Origin of the sequence: Cyclobacterium xiamenense, from assembly GCF_009467825.1 — a bacterium.
Taxonomy (GTDB): domain Bacteria; phylum Bacteroidota; class Bacteroidia; order Cytophagales; family Cyclobacteriaceae; genus Cyclobacterium; species Cyclobacterium xiamenense.
The window spans coordinates 35,276-49,358 of record NZ_WIOK01000035.1 but is presented as its reverse complement, the minus strand read 5'-3'; the positions used below and the strand labels follow the sequence as shown (position 1 = coordinate 49,358).

Sequence of the window (14,083 nt, the reverse complement as noted above, 5' to 3'; positions counted from 1 at the left end):
TTACAGAAATAGCATCCAAAATCCTCAAACTTGAGAAAAAGAAAGACAAAATGTCTTTAAATCAACAGATTAAGTGCTTAGCTTGACGGCTATGGCCGGCAGGCAGGCAGGAGATCAAGGCACAAAAATCCTTCGCCCCACATCCCTGCCGCACCCCCCTGAGAAAATTCAGGACAGGCCGGTTTTGTGCCGGCCCCCGCGCTTCTTTCGTTCCTATGCATTTTATCAAAGCTAGGAGATGCTGGTAAATAACCCAAGGTTTTATTGATTACAAAGCCTTCCAAACCTAGTGTTTGATAATATTTGTGGGCAAATTAAAACCAATAAAGTGTTCATTTGCAGGTCATCGGCTCAATACTTCTTTCATTTTTAATTGATATTCGGGGTTAAACGACATCCCATTGTGCTGCTGACCGCTAAGCATGATCAGGGTGTCTTGTTCTTTAAAATGTTCTTTTAATTTAATGGAGGACCCCGGATAAATGACTTCGTCCTGATCGCCATGAAAAATCACCACCGGCATGTTGCAGTTTTGGATATGTTGGTAATTTTCAAAAGGATATTTGTGCAAAAAGGAAGGAAAAATCGGGAAATAATGCTTCACCAGATCGGATAAGCTGTAGTAGGGTGCCTGCAAAATCAAAAGTCTGGGTTGATTGACGGACGCCAGTTTTGAAGCCGGACCAGTGCCCATAGAATATCCCAAAACGATGATCTCCTTCTCGGGATACCTGTTTTTCAACAAATCGTAGGCCCTTTGAACATCCTGATACATTTGCTGCTGATCCTGAATCGTACCTTCACTTTTGCCATAACCTCGGTAATCCAATATAAACAGGTCATAACCAAATTCGGTAAAAACCTCAGCTACCCCACCCCAGGTTCTTAATGATCCGGCATTTCCATGCAGGTAAAAAATAAGGCCTTTTGGATGATCGGTTTTGAATAGCAATCCATTCAATGAAATGCCATCGCTCATCCGAATGTTCATTTCTTCAAATTTTTGGTCAAATTGAAAGAGGAAATTGCTTTTCAGTTTTTCAGGGAAGAAAAGAAACTTTTCCTGAAAAGCATATAACAACCCGTATGCCATCAAAATGATTATTGAAAATAACATCATCGGGATCATAAACCTACTTTTCATAAAACAGCATCAATAAAGTTCCCAAATTAACAATAACCTTTGAAGGCCGGAAAGGCCTGATTTAAAATGCTGTCATGGAGAACTTCGATTATCGATAAGAAAATTTCCAAACAAATAAAGCGAGTAGCCTTTTCCTGTCATCTGTCCCTTTTTGGAATGGAATAGTGTCATTACGAGACCTAACATTTTAAAAAAACGAAGAAATCGGGATGCCGTTAGTTTTTTTCATTATATGGGAATATAAACTTCCCATTGTTTAATGGATAATGGTGAGTTAAAGGCTATTTATGGTATTTTAGCTTGTTTTTATTGTACTTTTGGCTTGATCCAAAAGTACCAAAAAATCAAGACAAAAAAATCCTTCGCCCCGCAAGCCTGCCGCACTCCCCGGTTTTTTGTCGGGCCTGCGCTATTTGCGTTATTAAATATCATTCTTCATTTTTATTTAATTTTTTCTTGAGTTCTAAGTTTAGAACGGTTTTGGTTACGTCATCGGTACACCTACCGTCATCGCGAGCACAGCTGGCCCCTGAGCCTGTCGGCCTTCGGCAGGCTCAGTCTTAAAAGGGAGCGATCTGATTCGGAGAGGCAGTATTAATCCATCGGGAAATGGGAATAGGATCGAAAGGTCGTCCACGTCCCCCTTCAGACTGCCGCGGGTGGATGGCTATTTTCGATTCCTTTTTATTCCCGTCTTCACCCTCGCAGTGACGACCAAACCCGTCATCGGTATACGATCAGAAAATGCCAGCATCACAACAGTTGGCTTCTTACCGTTTCTTCCCGCCTTCTTAAAACCCGGGGCAAAAAATTATACAAAGGTTAATGGAATGATTTAGATTTACCCTGGCAGCTCTTATTTTGAACATTTTTCCCAGGTGGATATTTACTCGCAAACAAACCTCATTCTCCTACATTGACCTGGATGAAAGTAGCAATACCAAACCGAATCCCGCCTTTTTTGTACTTGCCGTTTTCAAAACCAGCACCAATTTCTACCCTGAAAATCCGATACAGGTTGTCCAGTGAATAACCCAACTCCCAATAATGGGGCGCGTTTTGGGTTTTTAAATAATTGAAAAATAGATTTTCCCGGATGCCTGAAAACCTGAGCACTGGCAATTGGGTGAAAAGAAATTTCCTGAATTGATAATGCATGATGCTATTGAAGTAGGGACCTGCGGTGCTGAATTGGTAGTAATCCAAAAACCGGTAATTGCTGGCGGCTCCCATATTACTAAAGATAGTCCGGTTACCTCCAAAATGTTTGAAGTCCATAAAATAGACCTGAGAATGATTCAGGAAAGTACCCGTTTGCACGTTTACATCCAATTTGCCACTTACACCGAAGTTAAGCGCATGCTCCAGTCCTAGTTCCAGGTGATCGAATTTGCCAGCTTCGGAAACATTTTTATTGTAGTTAAATTTTACCAGGGGTGCCGTTTCCATAAGCGGGAATTTTCTTCCGTTTCTTATCCGGTATTTCAATCCAGGACGCCACTCGATGGAGCCGCTTACCAATACGGCCTCATTAGTTGCAAAGGCCTCGTTCCCTGCTTCCTGATTCATGGGTAGATTGGAAGTATACCTTCGTTCCGGCTTATTGTAAAAACTGTAATCGGAATTGTTCTCCAGATTCACCCGATCCTCGAATCGGAAATTCACCCTATAGGTGAAGGCATCTGTAATTCTGTGCGCCAGGTATAATCTGGTAAAGGTTTTCTCATACAGTTTCATGTAATTTTGCCTGAAAAATAAGGAATAAAGGGCATTGACTTGCTCATTGATAGGGTCCTCTCCATTGTATTGGAAAATGTACTTCCCTCCTCCTATTCCCCAGGTGTGGCCCGGCCTTCCTTTGGTCACCGAGCGCCTGATGTGCAGCATTCCGTAGGGCTTTCTACTTGCAAAACCATACCTGAATTCCGGTCTGAAATTCCAGGACCGCAGGTGATTGGTTACACTATCTGCCATTTTGGTGTTCTTCTCAGCCCGGTAATATCCTGAAAATCCCAATTTAAACCCTTCTACTGTATTGAATGACATTTTGGTCCAATTGGAATGAAAGCCTGCAGACCTGCCTTTCCCAAAACTATAATCTCCACCCGTTAGAAAATCAAGTGGTTGGAATTTTCTTTTGGCTTTTTGGGCCACGGAGTCAACATCACTTTCACGGGCCGCCTCCACCACAGCCAAACTATCGTCCCTGCTGTATCCTTTGATTTCTTTGGCAGTCAGTTGGACCGGCCGGATACTATCCCAATAGACAAGATCTCTTTTGGTGGCCATGGAATCTACGGTATAGTTTCTTTCGGATAGGACTTCCGCCTGCTCTCTTTCCTTCAAGGATTCCTTTTCATAGGCATTGACCATTTTTCTGAAATCCTTTCTGCTCATCTGATCAGCGGCTGCCAACTGTTCGATGGGGTCTGCGTTTTTTGTAACCTCCGGAAGGTGTTCGGGAATCTCTTCTACCTTTTCATCCAGAATTTTGGTAGCTACCAGAAGATCGGGATTCAGTGTGATTTGGTAATCCCTGGTTGATGCCAGGTACTGGTACTCCCCGGCAAAACCAAAAAACGTTCCGCCGAAAGTATAGGTATGGGTCAGGGGCATCCAGATGTTTTCCTCCACCGGAGCATATTGCTGGGTTACCCCAATATCAAAACCCATGAGGGAGGTTTTCAAATTCAGGCTATGTATGGCCCATAAATCCTCAATGATATAGATATACCCATCAAATACCTTTTCTCCCTTTGAACGGGGAATAACCCGTATTTTATTTACCAAAATTCCATTATCGAAAAAATTCCCTGCTAACCGGAACCGATAATAAGCAAAGGCGGACCTGGAAAGGGGGGAAACAACGCCATTGATCTGGTCATCGTAAAAACTGGCCCCGATATAGGGAGCAGGTGAAGTCTGGTTGTTTTCACCGCTGGACCGTATACTGATGACCGTCTCAGTAATTTCATCCGGCTGCTTAAAGTGAATTTTAGAGATTGATTCTGAAGTATAGGCCTCATTGAGTCCAACCCCTTCTTCTTTCAGTTTCTTTTTCAGGAAAAAGGGAGCATTGGTCAGTTCTCCCGTTCCTTTAATGTACACCATCATGCTGTATTCCTGAACCTGCAGGCGGTGAAATTTTGCTTTTGCTATGGCTTTACGCACGACGGTAAGCGCCGGATCTTCCTGATCCCCCTTTACCTCTACTTCCTGCAAGGCAAACGTTTGCATTTCTAAACGTACATCCAGATCTACCCAACTGTCCTTTACTTCCACTGCCTGCAATTTAGACTGGTAGCCGAGGTATTGGACAATGATATCGTAGTTTCCAGGTGGTAATTTCCATTCAAACCGCCCGTCCTGGTTGGTGGGGATGCCGTCATTCAGGTTCCTTGCAAAAACCGTAGCGTAAGGTAAGGGTTCGCCTTCTTCAGAAGTGACCAAACCTCTGATCCCCTGCGATGATCCACTGAAAATAAAAGCTTGAAAAATCACAAAGCAAGACAACACCTTTAATTCCCTGGAAAAACCAATCATATCGTAAAAATAAAGGTAATTTTACCTAAAAATACGGTATATAAATAAATAAAAAATAGTTTTGACATTTTTTAACCTGTTAATCCGTAAATCAAAACGTAAGATGAAATTTATCATTCTTAGGAACTGACGTAACCTAATTCGATAACCGTTTTAATCGTCAAATAAGGTTGTGAAAGCTTACCTACTGAGAATTTCCCTCTCTGGGTGTAGATTGCATCTACATTCCTGCTATCCGATTGGTTACGAATACGAGGCATTTGTAATGCCGGAAGCAAAAGATCAATAGAATATAAAATCGCTCTTTAAAAAGCATACGATAAGCCATTACAAATGGCTTTCCAGCGGGTTTTATCTGTTTATGATTCCGTAAATAACTGGGTGATTGGCATACTTCACCCAAAATTATTATCTGTGCAAATCTTTGTAATCTGTGGTGCACCCTGGCAAGGAGGATTGGGACGCATAAGGCTACTCCTGAGCAATATCCGACAGCATTTGTTTGACTTTATCGGGTACAGTATCCCTTTCCAGAAAGCCGATTAGAATATAGGTAATAGCAGAAGAAAGTACCGGCAGGCTTACTTCCAAGGCCAGGCTGTTTAATTCCACATTTTTGGTGATCACAAAGGCCAGCAGCCCCACCAGTATAGACCCAATGGCTGCCTTTGGTCCGCAGGATTTGAACCAGGGGATAAGGCCAAACAACATGGGGATGGCAATAGGCCCCACCAATGCACCAAACCAACTGATGATCAATCCCAATACCCCGCCAAAGCGTTCAAACTGCAATGCAATCACGATGGTCCCCAAGGTAAACAGGAACGTAGTAATCCTGGCCGTGGTCAGGGAAGTGGCTTCCTTTCGAAATTTTTTATTGATAGCCGGCAAAATGTCCCGGGAAATCACGGCCGAAATGGTATTGATATCGGATGAAGTCATGGACATGGTGTTGGCAAATAAGGAAGCGATCACCAGACCGATCAATCCAATGGGCAGCAGTTCCATGGTTAAGATACCGTAGGACTGGGTGGGGTCTTCCATATCGGGCAGGAGCACCGGTGCGGCCCACATAGGAAAAAACAAAATCAATGGCCAAACCAGGTACAAGGCACCGGAGAGCCAGGCGGCTTTTGAAGCCTGTTGTTCCGAAGGCGAGGAAATGTAGCGGGTGGCCAGGTTCCACTGTCCGCCATTGTAGGAAAGGAAATTGATAAACAAAAAGGCCAAGGCAAAGCCAACCGTATAGGGATCGTTAAAGGCCTGGCTATTTCCCTCGGGCAATTGCTCCCAAACGGTAAATAGGGAGTCCAATCCGCCTAATTTCTGAATAACGACCACAAACATGACCAGTCCGGCAATGATCTGTACGATAAACTGGGCAAAATCGGTGATGATCACGGCCCAAAGTCCGCCAAAAGTAATGTACAACAGGGAAATTCCCCCCGATATCAAAATACCCCAGGCGAGGGAAATGCCGGTAAATACGTTTAATAATATGGCAATGGCTGCCCATTTGGCCCCTATATCAAACAATTTCAAAATAACTCCACTCCAGGCCATCAACTGCTGGGTGGCGAGGTTGTAACGTGTCTCCAAAAATTCCAATGGGGACTGAATTTTAAACCGCTTTCTCAGCCGGACCCAAAAGACGGGAAATACCTTTGCTGAAATCATCACGGTAGAACCGATGGTCAATGCCCACCAGATGTACACGGAAAAGCCATGCGTATAAGCCAGGCCCGCATAGGCCACGAAAACTGCCCCGCTGTACCCGGAAACATGGTGACTGATACCGGATAGCCACCAGGGCAGCTTACCTCCGGCCACAAAGTAATCTTCCGAATCGGTATTCCTAAAATAAGACCAGACGCCGATGAGCAGCATCAATAAAAAAAACAGACCAATCACAATCAGGTCAAGGGTACTCAACTCCATAGCAGACGGTTAAGGTGGTGAAAGAAAAAGAGACCAAACCAGGTTTGTTTGGCCTCTTTTGTGGGTATGAAAACTTAGACGCTTGGTTCCCAGCCGGGCTCGTACTCCCGTTTCCAGAGTTCCATAGCGGTGGGATCGTATTGTATTTTTCCGGTTTTGGGATCAATATCCAGGGTCCTGCCCACCCGCTGGGCAATATTCCCCAATTGCACCAGTAGCGTACTTTTGTGGGCGCCTACAATCTCTGAACGAACTTCTGTACCATTCGAAATGCCATCAAAAAAGTTCTGGATGTGCAAGGCATCCAGGGCCTGCGCCGGATTGGTACGGTTGGTCGGGTCGATTACCTGATCGTTTTTCACATCCTTTACCAATTCATTTTTCAGGTTGAAAATTTTGTAAGAATTACCTCCTTCGATCAAGAGGCTTCCCTCTTCTCCATAGAATAAGGTGCCGACGCTGCCACTCTCAATATGCTTTCCGTTGCAGCTTCTGCCCTCCCAGGTGATCACCGAATTGTTGTCAAATTCCAAATTGATAATTTGGGTATCCGGGGTCTCCCAGTCGTCATTGTAGCGATACCTGCCGCCGGAAGAATTTACCCGGGTAGGATAATCCACCTGCAATCCCCAGCGCGCCAGGTCCACCATGTGTGTACCATTATTAAGGGCTTCACCGGTACCCCAGTTCCAGAACCAATGCCAGTTGTAGTGCAGGATATTGTCCCGGTAAGCCTCTCTTGGGGCAGGTCCTTGCCAAAGTTCATAATCCAGCCATTCTGGCACGGGCACCTGCTTTCCTTCACCTATAGGGCCGCGGTTATTGGCATACCAGGTTTTGGCCATATAGGGCCTGCCGATCACTCCGTTGTGCAACTCCTCAATGCCTTTCATCACGTTGGGCCAGGAGCGGCGCTGATTCCCGACTTGTACTACCTTATTGTATTTCTTTTGCGCTGCCATCAGGAGCTCTCCCTCATGGGGGTTGTGACTGCATGGCTTTTCCAGGTAGACATGTTTCCCTGCTTTCAAGGCCATTAGTGCGGCCGGGGCATGCCAGTGGTCCGGGGCAGTTACGATCAATACATCCACCTCTTTGTCTTCCAGCACCTTGCGCACGTCTTTTTCGATTTTCGGAGCCCTTCCCTGTATCTCATTTACCGATCCGGCAAATTTTTCGGCGGCACGGCGATCTACGTCGCAGCTATAGATTACCTCACATTGTTCCTGACTGGCAAAATTGGTTCCCACGGCATGGCCCCTGCTAACCACCCCCATGCTGGCCGCCAGAATGCGGTCATTGGCTCCAAGGATTTTGCCATAGCTTTTGGCTGACATGCCGGGAAGCACGCCACCGACGGATGCGAGAGTTGCCCCTGCTATGGCTTTTTTTACAAACGTTCTTCTGCTATTTTTCATCATAATGGGTGTAATTTAAATGCTGATTTGGGCGGCTTCCCTTCGGCCTTTGTCCAAAACGGCCTGCAAGGAAACAGCCTGCCCGTTAATTTTTTTGCTTTCGTCGGCAGCCTGCATAAAAGCAAAGATTTCTATCGTTTCTTCCTCAGAGACAGGTGCTTTCCCGGAATCAAAAAACTTTGCGATCTCCACTAAAAGTGGTCGGTATCCTCCATAAGATCCCATATCCAGGATGCCTTCTTCTCCAAACGCTCTACCTCCGTAGCCACTCTTACCAGAGCGGGTGCCCCGAAAAGTCCCGATCCGGCCACCTTCCCAGGTTCCAACCACTACATCTGCCCCGGGTGTAAACGTCCGCTGCACGGTTTGGCAACCCGTTCCCATCAGGGTATAAAGGGTTTCGACCCCATGTATGCCGTACCAAAACAAATCCGGGTGGGTGGGTTCCAACGTCGCCGGGCTATATGCTTCGGCCCCCATCACCTTTCCTACCTTTCCTTTGCGTACAGCAGTGGCGTTCTCCATGTAGCGGAGAGAGCTGCTGGAAAATACCGGTACCTTGTATTTTTTAGCCGCCGCAAAAATAGCAATGGCATCGACCAACGAAGCTGAAATCGGCTTGTCGATAAAAACGGTTTTGCCCGCCTTAAACACTTCCAGCGCCTGCTCCAAATGGAGCCTGCCGTCGTTCGTCTCCAAAAGCACCACATCTACCCTATCCAAAAGGGCTGCGATGGAATCAACAATTTCTACACCTAAGGGCTGAATCTCTTCTGTGTAACCGGGAATTCGATTGACAGAAGAGGCAATATCTCGGCTTCCATGAGGATAGGCGGCCACTACTTTATAGCCGCCGAGGTCGGCAGCTGCATCGGCCGCATTAAAGGCTTTGGTGAAGGCCAGGCTGTGCGAGGTATCCAGGCCAATAATGCCCACCCGCTTACCGTTTCTGGGCAGGGAAGAGGCAAAGCTGATAGCCTGCGGTGCCAGGGTTATGCCTACACCCGCAAGGGCCGCTTTTCCCATAAATTTTCTTCGATTGAGTGCTGTGTCCATAGTTTATAGTGGAATGGGTATACGATTTCGGTTTTTACTGGTTAAATAGTTGGAACTTCTCCTTGTTTACGGTTCAATGTACTAAAAAAATCAACTAGGCACTCATGACTATTCCACGAAAAGCAAATTTCCTCATCTAAAACCGCTAAATGACGAGTGAGTGGACCGACCCATGCCAAGTAATCGGTTCAATCTTATGAAGTTAGCGAAATCTATTTGAATTTCTGAAATTACCTCGAGTTTTCATAAGCGGAAAATGGCATCAGAAAAATCCAACCTCTTAAAAAAACCAGCCCATAAAATCACCCTTCTACTGCATACTGCCACAAAAACCCGGAGCCAAGCCATTTCTACGACACGATGTCTGAACCGATTCAAAAAAAGAACCGTCTGCTCCTTCAAAAAAATACCGGTACCCCCTTTCCGGGCACCGGTCATCAAAGGGATTTACCGCCTCTTTCACGAATTACCTTTTCGGCGGCATGCTAGGGCGGACCTCAATTTTACTCGGCAGCGTGCGAGGATCTAAGTTAAAAAGACCGACGACCATTTCTCCGATATCTTCAATCTGTATTTTCCAGGCATCCTTTTCACTCACTTGGTGTTCGTTAAACCCTGTGGCCACCGATCCCGGCATGATGGTACTTACCCGAACACCCTCCTGCCGCAAATCCAGCATGATGGCCTGGGAAAATCCCGTCAAACCAAATTTACTGGCATTGTAGGCAGATCCACCCGCAAAGAAATTGGTTCCGGCAAGGCTGGAAATCGTTAAGAAAAAGCCCTTGGTGGATATTAACGCGTCTACCGAGGCCTTGATACCGTAAAACACGCCAGTGAGATTGGTATCAATCGTCTCCTGCCATTTTTCGACGGAGAGCTCCTGAATTGGCGCAAAATGCCCAACTCCGGCGTTAGCCACAAAATAATCAAGCTTGCCCCATTTCCGGAGCACGTCTTGTACCGCTTTCTTTTGGGCATCAAAATCCCGTACGTCGACTTCCAGAGGAAGTACCTCACCCTTGGTTCGGGAACTATTTCGGATCTTTTCTGCAGCCTCCTCGGCTCGTTGAAGACTTCGGCTGCTAATGGCCACGTTGACGCCCTCAGCGGCCAATGCCTCGGCAATTCCGTAGCCGATTCCGGTGTTTCCACCGGTGATAATCGCGGTTGTGTTTTTCAATGACATGTTTATGGTGATTAGTTAAAATAAAAAAGGCCAATGATCTTTCATTGGCCCTACTTACCCGAGTGGTGTTATTTGGCTTTTTCCTTTGCCTCGGCCAGAAGTTCTTTTCCCCTCGCTTTGGTTTCTTCGGCCACGGTAGCAATGTTCTTGTTCATCTTGTCCATTTTCTCGTTCATGCCTTTTAAAAGTCCATCGATTTGTCCATTGATGTCCTTCAAGTATTCCTCTCCCTTCTTCGTTAGCTTTTTACGGGTATCCTTGCCTTTTTCCGGCGCAATCAACAAGCCAATTTGTACGCCTACTGCTACTCCTGCCAATGCACTTAAAATTACTTTCGCTGATTTCATACTATCTGGTATTAATGGTTTATACTAGTTAAAAACAATTCTCCATTTCAGAAGAAATTTCTATGAGATTAACATCAACATTTATACCAAAGTTGCGGATTCATGAATTTTCTGCAGGCTTATCCGAATTTTTTTGCCCGAATTTGCAATTTACAGAACACCCAAACCAAACTCTCCGGAATTAACGCTAACTTAACCCTGCCCTTCGATCGAAACTCTTATGATTGCGCTACATTTGTGAAAAGAAGAACCCATGAAAGGACAAAAAACGGGATGTTTTTTCCCGATAGGCTTACTTGTCATTGCACTTGTCTTCCTCGGTTTCCCGACGCGGGCCCAGGAGGTAGCCATACACAGCCACAACGATTACCTGCAGGAGGTCCCCTTTTGGGAGGCCTATGCCCGCGGCGCTGCTTCCATCGAAGCCGATGTCATCTTACAGAACGACACCTTGTTTGTGGCCCACGAAGAAGAAAGTATCCGAAAAGGCCATACCTTGCAAAGCCTGTATCTGGAACCCATGCTTCGGGCAAAACGACTCCGGATCGGCAGCATGCAGCCCTTTATTCTCCTGATCGATTTTAAAACGGAAGTCTATGCTACCATGGCAACGCTTTTGAAAAGTATACGCGGGTACGAAGAACTCTGGGATGACCCCGAACATCCCTTTGTGAAACTGGTGATCTCCGGCAACCGTCCGAAAAAAGAAGAGTACGAACAGTTTCCTTTTCCGATCTATTTTGACTACCAAAGCGTACAGGATACGCTGGAGCTTCCTCTGGAGAAAATTGCATTGTTTAGCCTGAGTTTTCGCAATTTTTCGGCGTGGAATGGAAAAGGCAGGTTGGTTGATGCCGACCGGGAGCGTGTAGAACAAGCCATCGCTGTCGCCCACCGCTACGGTAAACCGTTTCGTTTCTGGGCCAGCCCCGATAGCAAAACCGCCTGGAAGGCCCTGTACGAATTGGGTGTAGATTATATCAACACGGATCACCCCGCAGCGGCCCAAAGCTACCTGTCGAGCCTCTCCTCCCGCTTGTACACCCGGCCCAGTCCCCATGAGATTTATCGCCCCACGTTTGCATCGGACGGCACGGAACGAGAAGTCAAAAACGTAATTTTACTTATCGGCGATGGAAATGGTCTGGCCCAAATCTCTGCCGCCATGTATGCCAACGGGAATAATTTGACCCTTACCCAGTTGAAAAACATGGGCTTGATCAAAACCCAGTCAGCCGATGATTTTACCACGGATTCGGCTGCCGCTGGCACCGCCCTTGCCTCTGGTAAAAAAGCAAAAAACAGAAGTATCGGCATGCTTCCGGATGGGAGCCCGGCCACCAATCTCCCTGAATACCTTACCGAATTCGGTTTTCATTCAGGAATCATCACCACCGACGAGGTAACCGGAGCCACGCCGGCTTCCTTTTTTGCCCATCAACCCGAAAGGGATTGGACCCGGGAAATCGCTTCAGATTTAGCAAATAGCCCCTTATCCCTCTTTATAGGAGGAGGTAAACAGACCTTTTTGGACGAAGAATCCAAAGGAATCGACCAACTAAAAAACGCTGGCTTTTTTCTCGCCAATTCCCTTTCCGAACTGGGGGACCACGAGGGTAGCAAGGTGGGTTACTTTGCAGCGTACCAAGGCCTCCCCAAGGTAAGTCAGGGAAGGCAGCGCTTTCTTTCCGAAGCCACCAAAGCAGGCATCGATTTTTTACAGACAAAAGACCAACCCTTTCTATTGGTAATTGAAAGTGCGTTCATCGATTCCGGAGGACATGCCAATGAGGTGGCAACGGTGATCGAAGAAGGGATAGATTTTGATCGGGCCATCGCCGAAGCGCTACGTTTTGCCGACGCAGATGGGCATACCCTTGTCCTGATCACCGCAGACCACGAAACGGGAGGAATTACGCTTCCCCAGGGAAATACGGAAAGCCGAACCGTAGAACTGGAGTTTTCTACGGAAGACCATACCGGACTGATGGTCCCGGTATTTGCCTACGGGCCGCATGCCCAGCATTTCCGGGGAGTGTATGAAAACACCGAAATTTTTACTAAAATCGTGGAGATTATCGGTGGGAATACCCTCAGGTAAATGAATTGGTATCGCTTTGTTTAAGACAGGTCCCACTTTCTTCCAAATTTGCCGTATATTCATAGAATGAAGACGTACCCATTGCTGTCAGCCACAATCGGCTCTCGTTGCGACATTCCCATCCTGCTGCTACTTATTCTGCTTGCTGCACCTTTTTCCAAAAAAACCATGGCTCAAACCTCCAGGGAAATACTCTACATCGGCACCTACAGTCAAAACCAGAGCAAAGGAATCTACGTGCTCGAATTTGACCGCTCCACCTTTTCTGCCCGGGTTCTGCAAACCGTGCACGACAAAAAGAATCCTACCTTTCTGGCGCTTCACCCTTCGGGAAAATTCCTGTACGCGGCCTATCGCGAGGGCAAGAACGCCGAAGACCCCAATGGTACGGTTGCCGCCTATGCCATCGAAGAAGGCACCGGCCGCCTTTCCTTACTGAATTGGGTTTCGTCGGCCGGAGCCAGTCCCTGTCACATCAGTGTGGACCCCAGCGGGAGCGTGGTATTTGTTTCCCATTACCAGGGAGGTAATTTATCCTCATTCAAGGTACTCGATTCCGGGCAGGTCAGTGAGGCGGTTTCCTTTGTTCAACACGAAGGCAGTAGCATCCACCCTAATCAAACCAGACCCCACATGCATTCCATGATTCCTTCGTTGGATGGAAACTGGGTCTATGCATCGGATTTGGGCATAGATCAGCTATTGAAATACCAGGTAAACACTGAGAAAGGGAGCCTGGAAAATGATCCGGAAGTGTTCCCGGTTAAAGCAGGTTCCGGACCCAGACATTTTGTCCTCCATCCCGTTCTGCCCTATGCCTATTCGGTGGAAGAATTGAGCAACACCGTGGGCATTTATGCGGTGGACTCAAAAAATGGGGATCTTTCCTTGTTATCCCGTGTCGACATGCTTTCCCCTGCATTGCATTCGGACTACAACGCCGCGGCCGATATACATTTATCGGTGGACGGCAACTGGTTGTACGCAAGCAACCGCGGTCAGGATAACCTCGCTGTTTATCGAGTGGACCAAAACACCGGACTGCTGGGTCTACAGGGGCACGTGCCTACTGGCGGAAAGCACCCACGAAATTTTAAAGTGGACGAAAAAGGTGCTTTGCTTTTTGTAGCCAACATGGAATCCGATAATGTGGTCATCTTTACTATCCCGAAAGACAGGGGTATCCCCGAGCCCACCGGAAAAAGTATATCCATTCCCCGTGCCGTATTCGTTGAACAATTATTCATGGATTAACAGGTTCTATCGGGCCTGTAACGTACACATTCGTTCTGAACAATGGCTCATTTGGCTTTCCCACCGGCATTCGCTAGTCGTTCCCTTTTGACT

9 protein-coding genes are annotated in these 14,083 nt (G+C 46.7%); 2 read left to right on the top strand and 7 right to left on the bottom strand.

What is annotated here, in order from left to right; all coding sequences use genetic code 11:
- Positions 1-343 precede the first annotated feature (343 nt).
- From GCU44_RS19885 to GCU44_RS19855, 7 genes are all read right to left on the bottom strand, one after another.
- Entirely contained in the window at positions 344-1,093 is a 750-nt protein-coding gene (locus tag GCU44_RS19885; RefSeq protein WP_206670863.1) for an alpha/beta hydrolase, read from the bottom strand.
- Between the two features lie 954 nt (positions 1,094-2,047).
- The gene (locus GCU44_RS19880; protein WP_154858985.1) at positions 2,048-4,687 is read right to left on the bottom strand and encodes a DUF5686 and carboxypeptidase regulatory-like domain-containing protein; all 2,640 of its coding nucleotides are present in this window, start codon (positions 4,685-4,687) and stop codon (positions 2,048-2,050) included.
- 471 nt (positions 4,688-5,158) lie between these two features.
- Positions 5,159-6,625, bottom strand: a complete 1,467-nt coding sequence (locus tag GCU44_RS19875; RefSeq protein WP_092178768.1) for a sodium:solute symporter family protein — start codon at positions 6,623-6,625, stop codon at positions 5,159-5,161.
- Between the two features lie 74 nt (positions 6,626-6,699).
- Positions 6,700-8,043: a Gfo/Idh/MocA family protein gene (locus GCU44_RS19870; RefSeq protein ID WP_154858997.1), complete on the bottom strand. Its 1,344-nt coding sequence runs from the start codon at positions 8,041-8,043 to the stop codon at positions 6,700-6,702.
- 15 nt (positions 8,044-8,058) lie between these two features.
- Complete coding sequence (locus tag GCU44_RS19865; RefSeq protein WP_241685040.1) at positions 8,059-9,099, bottom strand: Gfo/Idh/MocA family protein; 1,041 nt, start codon at positions 9,097-9,099, stop codon at positions 8,059-8,061.
- 466 nt (positions 9,100-9,565) lie between these two features.
- Positions 9,566-10,288: an SDR family oxidoreductase gene (locus tag GCU44_RS19860; RefSeq protein WP_154858983.1), complete on the bottom strand. Its 723-nt coding sequence runs from the start codon at positions 10,286-10,288 to the stop codon at positions 9,566-9,568.
- A gap of 68 nt (positions 10,289-10,356) precedes the next feature.
- Entirely contained in the window at positions 10,357-10,635 is a 279-nt protein-coding gene (locus GCU44_RS19855) for a YtxH domain-containing protein (protein ID WP_154858981.1), read from the bottom strand.
- 253 nt (positions 10,636-10,888) lie between these two features.
- Between GCU44_RS19855 and GCU44_RS19850 the strand changes: the two genes are divergently transcribed.
- Complete coding sequence (locus tag GCU44_RS19850) at positions 10,889-12,736, top strand: alkaline phosphatase (RefSeq protein ID WP_154858979.1); 1,848 nt, start codon at positions 10,889-10,891, stop codon at positions 12,734-12,736.
- Positions 12,737-12,802: 66 nt separating this feature from the next.
- Complete coding sequence (locus GCU44_RS19845; RefSeq protein ID WP_154858976.1) at positions 12,803-13,990, top strand: lactonase family protein; 1,188 nt, start codon at positions 12,803-12,805, stop codon at positions 13,988-13,990.
- Positions 13,991-14,083 lie beyond the last annotated feature (93 nt).

Coding starts and splice junctions, on each gene's coding strand:
- GCU44_RS19885 (WP_206670863.1), bottom strand. CDS start 1,093: ATGGCATACGGGTTGTTATATGCTTTTCAGGAAAAGTTTCTTTTCTTC.
- GCU44_RS19880 (WP_154858985.1), bottom strand. CDS start 4,687: ATGATTGGTTTTTCCAGGGAATTAAAGGTGTTGTCTTGCTTTGTGATT.
- GCU44_RS19875 (WP_092178768.1), bottom strand. CDS start 6,625: ATGGAGTTGAGTACCCTTGACCTGATTGTGATTGGTCTGTTTTTTTTA.
- GCU44_RS19870 (WP_154858997.1), bottom strand. CDS start 8,043: ATGAAAAATAGCAGAAGAACGTTTGTAAAAAAAGCCATAGCAGGGGCA.
- GCU44_RS19865 (WP_241685040.1), bottom strand. CDS start 9,099: ATGGACACAGCACTCAATCGAAGAAAATTTATGGGAAAAGCGGCCCTT.
- GCU44_RS19860 (WP_154858983.1), bottom strand. CDS start 10,288: ATGTCATTGAAAAACACAACCGCGATTATCACCGGTGGAAACACCGGA.
- GCU44_RS19855 (WP_154858981.1), bottom strand. CDS start 10,635: ATGAAATCAGCGAAAGTAATTTTAAGTGCATTGGCAGGAGTAGCAGTA.
- GCU44_RS19850 (WP_154858979.1), top strand. CDS start 10,889: ATGAAAGGACAAAAAACGGGATGTTTTTTCCCGATAGGCTTACTTGTC.
- GCU44_RS19845 (WP_154858976.1), top strand. CDS start 12,803: ATGAAGACGTACCCATTGCTGTCAGCCACAATCGGCTCTCGTTGCGAC.